14 protein-coding genes are annotated in these 16,762 nt (G+C 40.8%); all 14 read left to right on the top strand.

Annotation, left to right across the window (positions count from 1 at the left end; genetic code table 11):
- Nucleotides 1–106 precede the first annotated feature (106 nt).
- The 14 genes from T356_RS0105900 to T356_RS0105830 all read left to right on the top strand — a co-directional run bounded on the left by T356_RS0105900 (nt 107) and on the right by T356_RS0105830 (nt 16,761).
- On the top strand, nt 107–1,114 hold the full coding sequence (locus T356_RS0105900) for a hypothetical protein (protein ID WP_026513692.1): 1,008 nt from the start codon (nt 107–109) through the stop codon (nt 1,112–1,114).
- 23 nt (nt 1,115–1,137) lie between these two features.
- Nucleotides 1,138–2,079, top strand: a complete 942-nt coding sequence (locus T356_RS0105895) for a glycosyltransferase family 2 protein (RefSeq protein WP_026513691.1) — start codon at nt 1,138–1,140, stop codon at nt 2,077–2,079.
- A gap of 11 nt (nt 2,080–2,090) precedes the next feature.
- Nucleotides 2,091–3,326, top strand: coding sequence for a hypothetical protein (locus T356_RS0105890; RefSeq protein ID WP_026513690.1), 1,236 nt, complete (start codon nt 2,091–2,093; stop codon nt 3,324–3,326).
- 181 nt (nt 3,327–3,507) lie between these two features.
- On the top strand, nt 3,508–4,707 hold the full coding sequence (locus T356_RS0105885; RefSeq protein ID WP_026513689.1) for an SGNH/GDSL hydrolase family protein: 1,200 nt from the start codon (nt 3,508–3,510) through the stop codon (nt 4,705–4,707).
- Between the two features lie 771 nt (nt 4,708–5,478).
- Entirely contained in the window at nt 5,479–7,071 is a 1,593-nt protein-coding gene (locus T356_RS0105875) for an NAD(P)/FAD-dependent oxidoreductase (protein WP_026513687.1), read from the top strand.
- 108 nt (nt 7,072–7,179) lie between these two features.
- Nucleotides 7,180–8,133, top strand: coding sequence for a glycosyltransferase family 2 protein (locus T356_RS0105870; RefSeq protein WP_026513686.1), 954 nt, complete (start codon nt 7,180–7,182; stop codon nt 8,131–8,133).
- A gap of 34 nt (nt 8,134–8,167) precedes the next feature.
- Nucleotides 8,168–9,622, top strand: coding sequence for an MBOAT family O-acyltransferase (locus T356_RS0105865; RefSeq protein WP_026513685.1), 1,455 nt, complete (start codon nt 8,168–8,170; stop codon nt 9,620–9,622).
- Between the two features lie 14 nt (nt 9,623–9,636).
- Complete coding sequence (locus tag T356_RS0105860; RefSeq protein ID WP_026513684.1) at nt 9,637–11,133, top strand: hypothetical protein; 1,497 nt, start codon at nt 9,637–9,639, stop codon at nt 11,131–11,133.
- Nucleotides 11,123–11,758 carry a uridine kinase gene (gene udk / locus T356_RS0105855; RefSeq protein ID WP_026513683.1) on the top strand — a complete coding sequence of 212 codons (636 nt, stop codon included), beginning with the start codon at nt 11,123–11,125 and terminating at the stop codon, nt 11,756–11,758. The genes T356_RS0105860 and udk overlap by 11 nt, the downstream gene beginning before the upstream one ends.
- 12 nt (nt 11,759–11,770) lie before the next feature.
- The gene (locus T356_RS0105850; RefSeq protein ID WP_026513682.1) at nt 11,771–12,868 is read left to right on the top strand and encodes a DUF6077 domain-containing protein; all 1,098 of its coding nucleotides are present in this window, start codon (nt 11,771–11,773) and stop codon (nt 12,866–12,868) included.
- 1 nt (nt 12,869) lies between these two features.
- Nucleotides 12,870–13,736, top strand: coding sequence for a hypothetical protein (locus T356_RS0105845; protein ID WP_026513681.1), 867 nt, complete (start codon nt 12,870–12,872; stop codon nt 13,734–13,736).
- Nucleotides 13,729–14,592 (top strand): LicD family protein, encoded by an 864-nt coding sequence (locus T356_RS0105840; RefSeq protein WP_026513680.1) that lies wholly within the window; start codon nt 13,729–13,731, stop codon nt 14,590–14,592. Before T356_RS0105845 ends, T356_RS0105840 begins: the two co-directional genes overlap by 8 nt.
- Nucleotides 14,593–14,597: 5 nt before the next feature.
- Complete coding sequence (locus tag T356_RS0105835) at nt 14,598–15,311, top strand: IspD/TarI family cytidylyltransferase (RefSeq protein WP_026513679.1); 714 nt, start codon at nt 14,598–14,600, stop codon at nt 15,309–15,311.
- Nucleotide 15,312: 1 nt separating this feature from the next.
- On the top strand, nt 15,313–16,761 hold the full coding sequence (locus T356_RS0105830; RefSeq protein WP_026513678.1) for an MBOAT family O-acyltransferase: 1,449 nt from the start codon (nt 15,313–15,315) through the stop codon (nt 16,759–16,761).
- Nucleotide 16,762 lies beyond the last annotated feature (1 nt).

Genomic DNA, 16,762 nt, shown 5'->3' with positions numbered 1-16,762 from the left:
ATTTGTGATATAATTCAAATGTTGCGGTTCTTAATTTTTTTCGATGAACTACATAATAATTTTGAATGTTCAGCGAGCTCTTTTTTTCGGCAAGGAGATTTATATAATGTCCAAAAAATCAGTAATTGTTGCAGCATTGTGCATGGCGGCCGGAATGGTGACCGGATGCACTTCATATAGTGAGGATTCCTCTGCAGGCACTGAAGGTACTTCTGATGCGGCAGTTGAGGCATCTTCGGAAAAATCGGTTAATTCGGCGGCATATGGAATAACAATTGATGCAGCCGATGAAGCGTCAACAGTAGCATCTACGGCAGCATCGACCGGGAAGTCGGGCGGAGCCGGTACAACTGCATCGACAGAAGCGTCAAGCGAATCATCAAGTGACAGTGCTTCCGATAAAAAGTCTGCAGATGATAAATCGGCAGATAAGAAAAATGTTAAAGACAAGAAAGATTCTGACGGTAAGTCAAAGACTAAAAAAGCCTCTAAGAATGGGATTCCCGAAGTTCCCGAGGTGAAGGACGGGGTTACGAAGATAACCGACAGAGGCGTAGAAGCTTATTTTGAGTGGGCGCCTGCTGAAGGCGGAGACAGGTATGAGATCATCTGTGAAGGAAAGCCTCGCGGAAGCTCGAATTATACCAAGCTTGAAGAGATGTATACCAACATGCCGAACTATTCGTACGGAGCCGGTTTAAACTACGATGTAAGGATCAAAGTCAGAGCATATAACGGAAATGTTCAGGACGGTCTTTGCAGTGAGTGGAGTGAATATGTTGAGGGCAATACCTATGAAGACTCTCTCGCTACTCCTGTTGTAAAGGATGGGGTTAAGCGTGGAAATGCAGGTGGTACAGAAGTTTATTTTGCATGGGAAGCGGTTAAAGAAGCAGATCACTATGAAGTAGTGGTTGAGCATAAAAAGAGTGATAAATCCGAATATGAGATAAAGGAAGTTACTTATACAAACGCTCCTAATTATACATATTCCGCTCAGGGCGATTATGATGTGAGAATAACGGTTAAGGCTCAGACAAACGCCTGGATTAATGGAAAAAAGAAAGTGTTTAGCAGTCAGGCGAGTTCCTATGCTAAAGGAAAGACATACTAATTTATAGCTTGAAGAGGATTTTTATGGATAAAATTGCAGTATTGATACCCTGTTACAATGAAGAAAAGACAATAGCGAAGGTTATAAGAGATGCCAAGGCGGCTCTCCCTGAAGCTGTTATTTATGTATATAACAACAATTCAAAAGACCGCACCGCGGAAATAGCAGCAGCTGAAGGAGCGGTTGTACGTAATGAGTATATGCAGGGAAAAGGTAATGTTATAAGGCGTATGTTCCGTGAGATTGATGCCCTTGTATATGTTATGGTTGACGGCGATGATACATATCCTATGGATTCCGCACCGGAGATGGTCGACCTTGTTCTTAATCACAATTCAGACATGGTAGTAGGTGACAGACTTTCATCGACATATTACCAGGAGAATAAAAGACCTTTCCACAATTTCGGAAACAACCTTGTAAGAGGAAGTATCAACAGATTATTCGGATGCAATATAAGAGATATCATGACCGGATTCAGAGCTTTCAGCTATGAGTTTGTTAAGACATTCCCTGTACTTTCTAAGGGATTTGAGATAGAGACAGAGATGACCATTCATGCCGTATATAACAATATGCAGATTGATAATGTCGTGATTGAGTACAGAGACAGACCTGAAGGATCTGAGAGTAAGCTCAATACTTACGAAGACGGTATGAAGGTTCTTAAGACGATTGCAAAGCTTTACAGAAACTACAAGCCTTTTGGGTTCTTTCTTATCATTTCGACTATACTTGCGATAATATCAATGATCTTTTTCATTCCGATCCTGAAAGAGTATTGGGAGACACATCTCGTACCTAGATTCCCTACTTTAATCGTATGTTGCTTTATTATGCTTTCGGCGGTTCAGAGCTTTTTTGCGGGAGTTATTCTGTCGACACTTGCGGTAAATAACAGACGTGAGTTCGAGATGCAGCTCAATATGCTCCAGCGTCATAAGGAAACAGATTTGTTGAAATAAGGATTATATAAATGAGTGACAATATTACCAAAAATAAGTCGGGGCTTTTCAAAAAAGCCTCTAAAGACTTTATATTCAGCGTTCTTGCGCTGATAATTTATAACGGTGTTTTGCAGCTTCTTATCTATCCCGAGATTGAACAGAGGGTGGGAGCGGATGCTTTCGGCACCGTTCTTTATTTGATTTCCGCGGTTTCTGTAATGGGCGCGGGATTTGGAACGGCAGCAAGTTATTCGAGGATGATGGCCAAAAAGAACAGAGAGGAAACAAACGGTGATTACAATGCTTTCCTTCTTATTATTGCGGTTATATCCGTTCCTGTTACTTTTGTATCTCTTTGGGCGGCAGAAGGGACGGCTTTTGGGCTCTTTTTGCCTGTGCTTGTACTGATGATCGTTACCGTGTTTAGATACTATGCGGATGTTCAGTACAGAATGACCATAAGATTTAAAGAGTACTTTCTTTTCTTCGTCGCTACTTCTGTCGGATATGTGATCGGTCTTTTGCTTTACCCGGTGACACGAAGCTGGGTGTTTGTTATTTTGCTCGGTGAAGTTTTTGGAATTGTATTTACGGTCATTACGGGAACAATCTTCAGAGCGCCGTTCTTTAATCTGTCCGGCTGTTTTAAAGAGAATATGGCTTCTGCATGGTTCATCTCGGGCAGTAATCTCGTGGCGGCGCTTATACTGCACTCTGACAGAATACTGTTAAGGCTCCTTGTTGCAGAGGAGAGGGCAGTTACCATTTTTTATACGGCAAGTCTTGTGGGCAAGATCGTTGCTATGATAACGACTCCTTTAAACGGTATCGTTATAAGCTATCTTACCAATTATAAGATTGAGATGAACAAGAAAAGATTTGCCGGTATCGGTGCGCTGTTTATGGGACTTACGGTCATGGGTGCCGCAGCCTGCTGCGTTGTTTCCATGATATTTGTGAAGTGGAGATATCCGGATATCTATGAAGAGGCATCGGAATTTTTCTTTTTGGCAAATCTTGGTCAGCTCATGTATTTTATTTCAGGCTCTTTGATGGTAATACTTCTTGCATTTACGGAAGAGAAGCTTCAGCTTGGTATTAATATTGTTTATGGAATAGCATTTGCGGTTATAGTTATTCCTGCTACGTATTTTGGCGGTATTGTAGGAATTTCCTATGGCCTTGTTGCTGTGAATGCAGTGAGATTTATCTTGGTTATAATGTTGGGAGTAGGAAGACTTGGAAAAAATATTAAGGAAGTTTGACAGACAATAAATGTCGTTTGTTATGATTGATATAACGTTTGCTGATGTGCGGCAAAAGACTAAAAACTTAAGACTTTCTTAAGATTAACAGCAGATTTCATTAATTTTCATTTCCTTTCGTAATATTATGACGATATAGGTGTTAGAATTAAACTTGATGAAGTATCAGCGAGGAGGAAAAATGAAGAAAAAATTTATTGGACTTGTTGCGGGCTTGACATCTGTAGTTATGCTGACATGCGGCTGTTCCTCAATTGGATCGGACGCAGATGCGGCATTTGAGTATATAAATGATGAACTTGCAACAGGGTTAAGCGGAACAAGTGAAGAGGCAACACAGGGAGGAACATTGATCTTTGCAGAGGATATTTATCAGCCTATGCTTGAAGAGTCAAGTTCGGTTGCTTCGACAACCAAAGAGGAAGAACCTCAGGAAGAGCCACAGGCAGATGATGACAAGGTAGTAATGGTATTTATCGGCGACAGCCAGATTGAGAACGGAAGAGACAGCGGAACGGATCTTGCTTCGCTTGTATCTGAAAGAGTTCCCAATTCTGTTGCATATAACCTTGGAATAGGCGGAACTACTGCTGCGCTTGAACATTCAACATCAGACGCATCTTTGGATAAGTGGGATTCTATTTCTTTTAACGGAATAGCTTACAGCCTTGCAGGCAAAGTTGACAAAGACAGAGTTTTTGCCAATTATCCGGTAGTTCTTGATAACCTTAACAAGATAGATCCTGAAGAAGTTGACTATTACTTTATAGAGTACGGCGCAAATGACTTCTTTACAAAAATGCCGCTTGATAAGACTCAGTTTGAAGGTAATCCTCTTCATTCATATTATGAGGCGCTCGAGGTGGGAGTCAGCACCCTTAAAGATATCAGCCCGAATGCCAAGATTGTTATGATGACTCCGTTCTACGGAATTTACAAGGATTCTCAGGGTAAGTTCCTCGGAGATTCTTACGTAGTAAGCTACGGAGTTGACACTCTTGCTAACTATGCAAGAAAGGCTTTAAATGTAGCCGAGGACAAGAAGCTCATAGATTTTGATGCTATGAATGACAACAAGAAGTGCGATCTGTATCTTGATACAGCAGAGGAGTATCTCATGGACGGTACTCATCTCACGGAGAAGGGACGTAATGTATTTGCAAGACTCCTTGCGCACATTCCGAACTTCTACGAGGAGAACGAGCCTTACGCATATCTTGAGAATGACTATATCAAAATAAACGAATTCGATCCTGAAGATTATTTCATGATTTCCGACAGTGAGCTTGAGGAGCGCTACCCCGAAGCCTACGAGAAACTCAAGGCCGGTGCCTACCCTCTCGCCCGAGAGCACGGCGCAGGATCCGATGACGATGACTAAACATATGCGACACATGTGATAAGCGGACGACCTATATGGCCATTTTTCACAGCCGGCAGCGGCGGTATCAGTTTGGAAATGCTTGTGTACGTCTGCGCAGTGATTTTCAGAAATTAAAAAAACAGGGAATGCTTCCTTTCACGTTGTTCAGAGAAGTCAGCATTCCCTGTTTTTTTAATTTCGAAAATCATCTTGCTCGTCCGAAAACTGCGCATTTCCAAACCGATACCGCCGCTGCCGGCTGCGAAAAATGGCCGTATAGGTCTGGCTGTTTATTCAATGGAGTGGCTGCGAAATCATTATTTTTCCAAAGGAGTAGAAAAAGGTTGATTTTAATCGCAAAGTAATTCATAATATACAATGTTAATGAATGTTTTACAAAGAATATTGATTGATTTTTACGTTTGTGAGAACTGCGGAAACGTGATTATAGCTGAAAAGCAGAGATGTATAGTGGGGTTGCCGCTACGTAGTTCCATAGGTGGGATTTTCACAGTTTTTATGTGAGTTGTAACATTCAAGAGCATATGCGGGCGGGAATATTTATTCTGCCCTCGCTCTGTCTGTTTGAGCCCGGTACGGGCGAGTTTAGGAGCGAAGAATAAATATTCCCACCCGCGTATGCCTTGAATGTCAACGAACATAACACTGCGAAAATCCCACCTATGGAACGCATATATTGAAGAATGCCTTGGGGTAGGGTATACTACTATTGTTGTTCGTACATATAATTTTTAACGAACGATTATTTAGAGAATAGAGGATAAAATAATGAAAAAGGCCTTAATTATAGGTGCAGGTCCTGCGGGTCTTACTGCAGCATATGAGCTTTTGACCAAGTCAAAAGATTATCAGGTAGTAATTTTTGAGGAAACTGATAAATTTGGCGGTATTTCAAGAACTGTTAATCATAAGGGAAACCGTATGGATATGGGAGGACACAGATTCTTCTCCAAGGTTCCCGAAGTTAATGAGTGGTGGGAGAAGATGCTCCCTAAACAGGGCTCGCCGACCTATGATGATATAGTTTTGAACAGGCCTATGAAGATGGCTGAGGGCGGCCCCGATCCTGAGAAGACTGACAGAGTTATGCTCAGAAGGAACCGCGTATCACGAATCTTTTTCGACAGAAAGTTCTATGATTATCCCATCTCACTTAAGGTAGAGACTTTCAAGAACATGGGACTTATAAAGACTGTTCAGTGCGGTTTTTCTTATGTCGGAGCTATGCTCTTTAAGCGCAAGGAGAACTCACTTGAAGATTTCTATATAAACCGTTTCGGAAAGAAATTGTATTCGATGTTCTTTGAGTATTATACAGAGAACCTCTGGGGAAGACATCCTTCAGAGATAGATCCTTCATGGGGAGCACAGCGAGTTAAGGGTGTTTCCATTTTGGCGGTACTTAAGAATGCGCTTCGCAAGAAGTCGGGTAAGACGGGCGGAAAGGTTGAGACTTCACTTATCGAGGAGTTTAGTTATCCTAAGCTTGGACCCGGTCAGCTCTGGGAAGTTACTGCGGAAGAGATCAAGAAACTTGGCGGAACAATAATCATGAATGCCAAGGTTACCAAGATCCGCAAGGAAGGTAATCATATAAAGGGCGTGTCATACATGATGGATGGCAAGGAGATGGATATAGACGGAGATGTTGTTATCAGCTCAATGCCTGTTAAGGACCTCGTTGCAGGAATGAATGATGTTCCCGCAGATCCCGCAAGAATTGCGGCAGGTCTTCCTTATCGTGATTACATGACTCTTGGAGTTCTTGTTCCCAAGCTTAATCTTGTAAATAAGACCAATATCAAGACTATCGGTAATATAGTTCCCGATAACTGGGTATATGTACAGGACAGAAATGTTAAGATGGGACGTTTCCAGATCTACAACAACTGGTCACCGTACCTTGTAAAAGACCTTGATCATACAGTATGGCTCGGACTTGAGTATTTCTGTTTTGAAGGCGATTCGATGTGGAATATGACTGAGGATGAATTTGCTAAGATGGCCATTGGTGAGATGGTAACGCTTAATCTTATAAGCGATGCAAAGGAAGTCATTGATTATCACATGGAACGTGTTAAGAAAGCATATCCTGCATACTTTGATACTTATGATGAGATGGATAAGCTTATCGAGTACCTTAATACAATAGATAATCTATACTGTGTGGGACGTAACGGACAGCACAGATACAATAATATAGATCATTCCATGTGCACTTCGTTTGAAGTTGTAAAGAATATTATAAGCGGCGAGACAGACCGCAGTAATATTTGGAATGTTAACACAGAGAAGGAGTACCACGAGACTGACGGTCAGAAGGCAGAAGATGTCGAAAATGAAGAGGTCGAGGTAGACTGATGAAAATGCATTTCGTAATATAGATCGAAGTGTATGATGTAGAGATAGATTAAATTTTAAATGCGGTGCTTGAGATTAGAAACGGCACCGCATTTTTTTAGGAGTATTATGAAAAAAAAGATTAGTATTTTGATCCCCTGTTTTAATGAGGTGGAGAATGTGGAAGGCATATCTTCCGCAGTTGAAGAGGTCATAAAAAAAGACCTTTCAGATTATGATTATGAGATTGTTTTTATAGACAATGCATCAACGGACGGAACAAGAGATAAGATTGAGAAGATCTGTGCGGGAAATGAGAAGATAAAGGCGATATTTAACGTAACCAATTTCGGTCAGTTCAATTCACCTTTTCACGGGATGTGCTCCCTTGACGGAGATTGTGTGATTCCCGTGTGCGCTGACTTTCAGGATCCCGTTGAGCTTATCCCCGTGTTTGTAAAAAAGTGGGAAGAGGGCCACAAGATTGTGAGCGGCGTAAAAGCGTCCAGTAAGGAAAACGGATTTATTTATTTCCTCAGAACAATCTATTATAAGACAATAAAGAATATGTCCAGCGTTCGCATGATCGAGCATTTTACGGGCTTTGGACTTTATGATAAGACTTTCATATCACTTCTTAGACAGCTCAACGATCCGGTTCCTTTCATAAGAGGAATAGTTGCCGAGTACGGTGAGGGATTTAATATGACAACCGTAGAATATGAGCAGCCAAAGAGAAGAGCGGGAAAGACACATAACAATTTCTATACATTATATGATGCGGCAATGTTGAGCATTACGTCATATACCAAGGTGGGACTAAGACTCTGTACTATTGCAGGGTTTGTTTGTGCACTTATCGATATGATAGTTGCATTTATATATCTTGTGCTTAAACTTACTCACTGGTATAGCTTCCATGCAGGTTACGCACCGATGATCATCGGAATGTTCCTTATAGGGGCAATACAGCTCTTTTTCATTGGACTTACCGGAGAATACATCCTCAACATAAATACCAGAGTTATCGGACGCCCGATAGTGGTTGAGGAAAAGCGCATAAATTTTGAAAAAGAAAAATGATTTTAGGGTTACAGACCGGGCTTAGGGAGATTTAATGAGTTTTATTTCATTTGCATTTATGGCTTTTTTGCCGATTGCAGTTTTGGTCAACTTTATAGTACCTGCTAAGTATCGTTATATCTGGCTTCTTATTGTGAGCATGGTGTTTTATTCGACTGCGGGTATAGATGCTGTGGGAATCCTTTTGTTGTCGATACTTTCGGTTTATATGTCGGGAATTTATATTGGCAAGAAAAAAGGTATGGCAAAGCTTGTACTTTTCTTATGCCTTCTTTTTAACATTGGAATTCTCTTTGTTTTTAAATACCTTAATTTCTTCATGGTAATTTTGGAGAAAGTTACACTTGGTTCGGTAGAAGCGGCTCATTTTAATATGATACTTCCTTTGGGACTTTCTTTTTACATACTTAAATCTGTCGGATATCTTATCGATGTATACAGAGATAAGATAGAACCCGAAGAGAATTTCTTCAAACTTGCGCTTTTTATATCGTTTTTTCCCCAGATTGTTGCCGGACCGATAGAGAGAGCGGGGAATATGCTAACGCAGTTTGATAATCCCAAACCCATTGATTTTGACAGATTCAGAAATGGGTTTCTTCAGGTGCTTTGGGGATATTTCCTCAAGCTTGTTATAGCGGAGAGACTGGCTATTTTTGTTAATACTGTATTTGATACATCAGACGGAATCAGAGGATCAGTGGCGTTTGTTGCTATTATTTTCTATACGTTTGAGATTTATGCGGATTTTGCGGGATATTCACATATTGCTATAGGAATTGCCAGAATCTTGGGCATTGATGTAATGAAGAATTTTGAGTGCCCGTATCTTGCGATGTCAATTGCGGAGTTCTGGAGAAGATGGCATGTGTCGCTTTCTTCCTGGTTCAGGGATTATCTCTATATTCCGCTTGGCGGAAACAGAAAAGGCACTGTCAGAAAATTCATCAATATACTCATAGTATTTACTGTCAGCGGACTTTGGCACGGCGCGGATTTTACATTCCTTGCATGGGGACTGATTCACGGTATTTATCAGGTTATAGGAAGTGTGCTTTCTCCTTTCAGGGATAAAGTGACGAAGGTATTTAATGTCGGAAGGGCAAGCTTTTCTCACAGAGTTGTAAAAACAGTGGGGACATTCATTCTTGTGGCTTATGCATGGGTATTTTTCAGAGCGGATGACATATATCAGGCTCTTGGGATAATCAGGAATTCATTTGCATTCACGCCGTGGAAATATGTTGACGGAAGTATGTACCAGTATGGTCTTACCAGAGGTAGTTATCTTGTCGGTATATTTGGCATAGTGCTTATGATAATTGTCGATCTTGTAAACAATAGAGGAATTGTGATAAGGGAAAAGATTCTGTGCCAGGGAATGTGGCTTCGCTGGATCATTATGATAGTGGGAATTTTGGTTACGGTAGTATGCGGTATATGGGGGCCGGGTTACGACGTATCTGATTTTATATATAAGCAGTTTTAAAGGCGAGAATGGGGATGAGCATAAAAACAAAGATAAATATTGCATTGAAGTGCATATTTTTTACATTAACCGTAGGTGTCATTCTATATGGGGCGACGGTTGTATTGGAGAGAAAAGACAGTCTGTATAAGTATGCGGATTTTTTTGATATGGCTGAAAAAGATCAGATAGATGTTCTGTTTATCGGATCATCGCATGTCATAAATGCTATCAATCCGACGGTTTTATACAAGGAATACGGTTACACATCTTATAATATGGGAGGCCATGGTTCACTTCTTCAGTCAACATATTGGGAGCTGATGGAATCACTTCAGTATACAACGCCCAAGTGGGTTGTTGTTGATGCCTATATGCTTGAAAAGGACTATCGCTATCTTGACGACAGGGAGGCAAATCCCGATGAGGATGAGGTAAATACATCTGTTGAGCAGCTTCATCTCAATATGGATGTATGGCCGTGCAACAAACTAAAAATAGATGCGATGAACGACCTTATTTTGGATAAAAAAGTAAGGAGAGAATTTCTTTTTAATTTCCTTGTATATCACAACAGGTGGGAATACATATCCGAAGATGATTTCAAATCCATAACGGGGCATGAGTCACGAAATGAGTTGTTTGGCGCAGAGATGAGATATGATGTGGAGACATCGATACTTCTTTGCAAACAGCCAAAGGAAGGAACAATCCTTGAAGAGGAGACGGTTGGGGAACGCTATCTTGCCGCTATTATCGAGGAGTGTCAAAAACGTGGTATCGGTGTACTTGTGACTTTCGATCCTTTTAATCCTGAGACAAAAGATATTATTGCGGCAAATTCAGCCGGTGCGATCGCAAAGGCTTACGATGTGCCTTATCTTAACATGCTTAACGGTGATGTCATAGATATATATTCGGATCTTAACGATCACGGTCATCTGAATGTTGTGGGAGCGACAAAGACTACAAGGGCTATAGGTGACTGGCTTAAGAAGAAAGGAAAGCTTACCGACCACAGGGGCGATAAAGCCTATTCTTATTGGGAAGAACGCAGTAATAATTTCTATGACACTATCAGGGATGATATTCGAGAGGAGAACAATCTTATTTCCAAACTGAGTCTTATGTCTCTTGGGGAATATGGATTTGTATTCTATTGCAATGATGGTTCACAGGTCTTTACGGATAAACCGATGGAACATATTATCAGTGAGATAGCCGGTTCAAACATGATAAAAACCACGGCGGGCCCGTATATAATGATAAACGATCCGAAATCGGGAAAAATCTATGAGGCTTCGGGGGACAGTTGCCTTGAGAATATAGAGATAGCTATGGGGCGAATGTACTATCAACCTGTCGAGCACGATTTCAGATTATTCTATGAGGCGGATGACACGGATACCAATTACCTTTATGACGATGCTTATATAGGTGCGGATATCCAGATACTAATATATGATAAGGAAACCGGCGAAGTGATAGATCATCAGTATTTCACTTCAAAAGGAGGAAAGTATGCCAGATAAGATTTGTATTGTTGGAATAGCGGGAGGCACCGCATCAGGAAAGACTACGATAGTCAGAAAGATAAAAGAGAATTTTGGGGATGACATCGTTGTCATAAATCATGATTCGTATTATAAAGCACACAATGACCTTTCATACGAGGACAGGTCCAAGCTTAACTACGATCATCCCGATTCATTCGATACACAGATGATGATCGAGGATGTAAAAAAGCTTAAGAATAACGAGGAAGTGGATATTCCCGTTTATGATTTTTCGATTCACAACAGAGCCGATGCGACGGTTCACATCGCGCCAAAGAATGTTATAATTCTTGAGGGAATTCTTGTTCTTGAGAATAAGGAATTGAGAGACCTTATGGATATTAAGGTCTTTGTTGATACAGACGCCGATGAAAGGCTGATGCGCAGAATAAGACGTGATATGGTTGAGCGTGCAAGAAGCATAGAATCTATTCTTAATCAGTACGCAGATACCGTTAAGCCGATGCATGAGCAGTTTATCGAACCCAGTAAGAAATATGCGGATATCATTATCCCGAGAGGCGGAGAGAACCTTACGGGAATCAGTATCCTGCAGCAGCATATAAAAAGTATGCTAGACACAGATAACTACATTGCTTAGGAGATTATACATATGCTTATGGTTGCATGGTCAGTAGTGCGACTCATCTATTGGATGTTGATAGTGCCCTATCTTATCGGGCAGGTATTTAATTTTATATTGCCAAAAGAGAGAAAAACGGTTGGAACTACGTTCGTTCTGGGACTTCTTATCTACTTTGCATTATTTGAAATAATATCGATTCCATGCATGCTGCATTATAAATGGTTTGCATTTACGCATTGCAGAAGGATCTATGTGGTAGTGACATCGATACTTGCGCTTATCGGAGCATTCAGATTTGATAAGACTTTGTTTAAGCTGAAAGCATTATCCGAGCTCAAGACGGAGACAAAGATCTACTATGGGATTTTTATAGCTCTTGTGCTGTTTCAGATTGTTATGAGCTATGTGTATGCTCCGTTTAACGGGGATGATTCATTCTATGTTGCAAATTCTCTTGCTGCACAGCAGAGAGATTTTATGAACAGAGTCGATACCAATACGGGAGTATTGATAGACCTTGATATCAGACATGCGCTTGCTGTTATTACAATGTGGATAGCTTTTATCGCAAAGAGTTCGTCGGTGCATGCGACAATTGTGTCACATTCGGCTGTTCAGGTGCTTTTCATACCGCTTGTTTATTATGTATATTATCTTATAGGTAAAGTTCTTTTTAAGGATAAAAAAGAGAACCTGCCTGTATTTATGATCTTCGTGAATGTCATAATGATATTCGGAAATGTTTCGATAACTACGCCCGCGGCATTTTTTCTTACAAGAACATGGCAGGGAAAGGCGCTTTTGTGCAATATAGTTTTCCCTATGATCTTCTGGATCTTTTTACTTATGTTTGACGATGTGTCAAAGGTAAAAGAGGTGCAGGGCGGATTTAAGGAAAAGCTGAAACTGACGGCGCCTTTGTGGATAATGCTCGGACTTGTGAATATGTTCTCGGGAATGTGCTCGGAGCTTGGAATTGTTTTTTCAAGCGGGCTCGCAGCTCTTTTTACACTTGTACTTCTGTTTGTTTCAAAGAGATGGACTGTGCTTGTGGGAGCATTCATGGCGGTCATACCCAATCTTATCTATTTTGGAATCTATATAATGATGGGAGGTGGGCTGTGATATGTACGGAATATTTGTTCAATGTTTTGTAGAGCTCAAAGAGTATTTTGGCGGACACGGTGTGCCGGTTGATGATTTTAAAGCAATGCTTATGCTTGTTCTATTTCTTGCGGCAGCAGTTTTTATAATTGTTTCCGAACACGATCTTCCAAAGAAAGCGTTGTTTGGAATCTGGCCGGTTGTGATGGTTGTAGCATTTCTATTCCCTGTAACCAAAATGATATTTGTAAAAGTACCGGGATTTGATGAGGGAAGAGAGTATTACAGATTGTTGTGGCTCATACCTCAATATATTGTGCTTGCTTATGCTGCGTGCCTTATCCTTAATAAGATAAAGCATGATGCGGTAAAAAGAGCTACTTTTGTTATAATGTTACTTGTTATAGTATTTACCGGAAAGTATGTATATACCGAAGGTGTTTACATGAAGAAGGCGGAGAATCTTTATCATATTCCGCAGGATGTTATTGATATTTGCGAACTGGTCGCACCTGAGGATGAGGAAGAACGCGTTACAGTGGCATTTCCTGAGGAGCTTACGTGGTTTGTAAGGCAGTATGATTCAAATATTCTCATGCCTTACGGAGCGGATTATATTGAAGAAGGCTACTTGGAGCCTGTATATAATGCGTATAAGAATGTTGAAGAAGTAAATGGTGTCGGAATTGTAAATGCCGATCAGCTGATAGAAGCAACAAGATTTAATGTGTGTTTCTATGTTGTTGTTCCGGAAGATACAGAGACCAGAAAGATGAGCAAAGATCTTAAGACACTTGGTTTAGAACTTGTGGATAAAGTGGGGCACTTTTATGTATATAAAGACCCTGTTGCAATAAAAAAAGCTCAGGAAGAAGAATTAAATGGATAAAGAAGTACAACAATATCTGGACAGAGTGCATGAGTCTGATTTTGCCATGCTCTCAGAGGTTGACAGGATATGTAAAAAATATGATATACAGTATTATCTTCACGGAGGAACTTTTCTCGGCGCTGTAAGGCACAAGGATTTTATTCCGTGGGATGATGATGTGGATATTCTCTTTTTGCGTGAGGACTATGAGAGATTTATTGAGGTCTATGAAAAAGAAGCTGATAAGAGATTTAAGCTCTTAAGATTTGAAAGATATCCTCAGTTTTTTGATTTTATCACAAAGATTGCAGATTACGATCTTACTTACGAGGAGACCTCATTCGGAGCGGAAGATTTCTACGATCACAGATATTCGCATCCGACACTGGATCTTTTTGTATTCGACAAAGAGGCGGATAATCACAAGTGGCAGCTTATCAGAATGAAACTTCTCTATGCTCTTGCGATGGGACACAGGCCGTATGTTGATTATTCCAAATTTAAAGGAGTCATGAAGGCTGTTTCCTGCATTCTTACGACTGTAGGAAAGTTCATACCTTTCAGAGTCATTGCGCAGGAATATATGAAGCTTCAGACTCTCGGAGGAATTGCCAAGAGGGCCGACAGAGGCGGCGATGAGACGACTCTTTTCATCTCTAATGAGCAGCCCGATCCAAGATATTGGGGACTTGATTTTGATGCGGATCATCTTGTCTACGGACCTGATGTGGCACATATAAGGGATAAAGAGTTCCCTATTCCGAAGAACCATGACAAGTGGCTTAAGAAGACTTACAAGGATTATATGAGTCTTCCTCCCGAGGATAAGAGAGTGCCTATGCACGTTAATGTTATTAAGAAAAACGAGGAATGATAGATATGAAAACAATAGCGCTTATAATTGCCGGTGGCACAGGTGCCAGAATGAAGCAGGATATTCCCAAGCAGTTTCTTACGGTAAATGAGAAGCCGGTTATTGTGTATACGCTTGAGGCGTTTCAGAATCACCCTGAGATTGATTCAATCGCGGTAGTGTGTGTTGAGGGCTGGGAGCAGATGCTTATGGCATATGCACGTCAGTTTAATATTTCCAAACTTGAGCATGTTGTAGGCGGTGGAGAGAACGGTCAGGGCTCGATCCGCAACGGCGTGTATGAACTTGAAAAGAATTTTGATGCGGATTCTATAGTACTTATCCATGATGCGATAAGACCTATGGTATCGGCTGAGATTATATCCGACTGCATAATGAAGACCAAGCAGTACGGAAATGCAATTACGGCGATTCCTTGCGCGGAAGCCATGCTTACTACAACGGACGGCGAGATGTCCGAAGAGACATATCCCAGAGATAATCTTAAGAGAACGCAGACACCTCAGGGATTCAGACTTGGAGAGATATGTGAACTTCACAGAGAGGCTCTTTCCAAGGGGATAACCAATTCCGTTGCATCATGTACGCTTATGACGGAACTTGGCAGAAAAGTGTATTTTTCACAAGGATCTGAGAAGAACATTAAGCTTACGACAGTTGATGATATTGACATCTTTAAGGCGCTTCTTATGAGCAAAAGAAGTGAATGGTTGAAGTAAAATGCTTTTTAATTCATACGGGTTTATGCTTTTATTTCTGCCGATATTTCTGGCGGCGTATTTTTTAATAAGAACTTATATCAAAGATCATAAGAAAAAAGAAGGCATGCTGAATCTGCTGATGGTTCTGGGCTCTCTTGTTTTCTATGGTCTTTTTGACTTTCGTAATACTGTCATTTTTTGTATGAGTATATTTCTCAACATAAATGCAATAAATATCATCAGGATGAAGAAGAATTCAAAAGTCAGGCTTGGTATTTGTATTGCGGCAAATGTTGCGATCTTATGCTTCTTTAAATTCAGAGGGACTTTTTTCCCGGTTGCGATCAGCTTTTATACTTTCAATCAGATCTCATACCTTATCGATCTCTATAGGGGAGATATAGAAGAACATGATCTGATGAACTATCTTATCTACATTTTGTTTTTTCCAAAGATACTCCAGGGACCGCTTATGAATTATTCGGATTTTATAGGCGGGCTTAAGAAGGCGTACGACGAGGATCTCGACTGGGAAAAGATAATGCGCGGAATGCTTCTTTTGTCTATAGGAATGTTCAAGAAGGTTATCCTTGCGGATACCTTCGCAAAAGCGGTTGATTACGGCTTTTCTTCTATTCCAAATCTGGGCAGGATGGAAGCGATATTGTCAGCCGTGTTCTATTCATTTCAGCTGTATTTTGATTTTAGCGGTTACTGCGATGTTGCGGCTGCAATCTGCCTTATGATGGGCTTTGAGCTTGCACTTAATTTCAATTCGCCGTATAAAGCGGTGGATATAGATGATTTCTGGGACAGATGGCATATTACTCTCACTAAGTTTTTTACGAAGTATGTCTATATTCCTCTCGGAGGAAACAGAAAAGGGCGTCTTAGAACGTATGAGAATATCTTTACAGTATTTCTTCTTAGCGGAATATGGCACGGCAACGGACTGACATTTGTTGTCTGGGGAATCATGCACGGTATTCTCAGCATCGTCACAAGGATTGTGAAAAATAAGAAAAAAGCTGCCGGTGAGAAGGCGCAGAGCAAAGCGGTATCTGTATGTAAGAGAATCTTTGGAATAATCTTTACATATGCTTACGTGACTGCGGCCTGGGTGTTCTTTAGGGCTGAGAAGATATCCGATGCGCTGCTTCTTTTTAAGAGAATGGCGGTTGGCGGAATAAGACCGTTTTACAGTACTTTCGCGGACGGATTCAATCTTGATGAGATATGGTATGTGATCAAGGTGACGCCGCTTATGAAACTCAGTTTTGCATGGGATATATGCTTGTGGCTTTTTCTGATAGTCGGCGCAGGTATCATATTTTTTGGCAAGAATGCAGTTTCGTATTCCAAGGAATGCAAGATAAATCTTGGAACAACGGTACTTACTGCGGTGCTTTTGGTATGGAGTATCATTAGCTTTTCGGGTGTGAGTACGTTTTTATACATGAATTTCTGAC

This window comes from Butyrivibrio sp. LB2008 (assembly GCF_000621565.1).
Classification (GTDB): domain Bacteria; phylum Bacillota; class Clostridia; order Lachnospirales; family Lachnospiraceae; genus Butyrivibrio.
Note: the sequence above shows the minus strand (reverse complement) of the source record. Positions and strands in the feature narration are given on the sequence as shown.

Coding starts and splice junctions, on each gene's coding strand:
- T356_RS0105895 (WP_026513691.1), top strand. CDS start 1,138: ATGGATAAAATTGCAGTATTGATACCCTGTTACAATGAAGAAAAGACA.
- T356_RS0105890 (WP_026513690.1), top strand. CDS start 2,091: ATGAGTGACAATATTACCAAAAATAAGTCGGGGCTTTTCAAAAAAGCC.
- T356_RS0105885 (WP_026513689.1), top strand. CDS start 3,508: ATGAAGAAAAAATTTATTGGACTTGTTGCGGGCTTGACATCTGTAGTT.
- T356_RS0105870 (WP_026513686.1), top strand. CDS start 7,180: ATGAAAAAAAAGATTAGTATTTTGATCCCCTGTTTTAATGAGGTGGAG.
- udk (WP_026513683.1), top strand. CDS start 11,123: ATGCCAGATAAGATTTGTATTGTTGGAATAGCGGGAGGCACCGCATCA.
- T356_RS0105845 (WP_026513681.1), top strand. CDS start 12,870: ATGTACGGAATATTTGTTCAATGTTTTGTAGAGCTCAAAGAGTATTTT.
- T356_RS0105875 (WP_026513687.1), top strand. CDS start 5,479: ATGAAAAAGGCCTTAATTATAGGTGCAGGTCCTGCGGGTCTTACTGCA.
- T356_RS0105900 (WP_026513692.1), top strand. CDS start 107: ATGTCCAAAAAATCAGTAATTGTTGCAGCATTGTGCATGGCGGCCGGA.
- T356_RS0105850 (WP_026513682.1), top strand. CDS start 11,771: ATGCTTATGGTTGCATGGTCAGTAGTGCGACTCATCTATTGGATGTTG.
- T356_RS0105860 (WP_026513684.1), top strand. CDS start 9,637: ATGAGCATAAAAACAAAGATAAATATTGCATTGAAGTGCATATTTTTT.
- T356_RS0105865 (WP_026513685.1), top strand. CDS start 8,168: ATGAGTTTTATTTCATTTGCATTTATGGCTTTTTTGCCGATTGCAGTT.
- T356_RS0105840 (WP_026513680.1), top strand. CDS start 13,729: ATGGATAAAGAAGTACAACAATATCTGGACAGAGTGCATGAGTCTGAT.
- T356_RS0105835 (WP_026513679.1), top strand. CDS start 14,598: ATGAAAACAATAGCGCTTATAATTGCCGGTGGCACAGGTGCCAGAATG.
- T356_RS0105830 (WP_026513678.1), top strand. CDS start 15,313: ATGCTTTTTAATTCATACGGGTTTATGCTTTTATTTCTGCCGATATTT.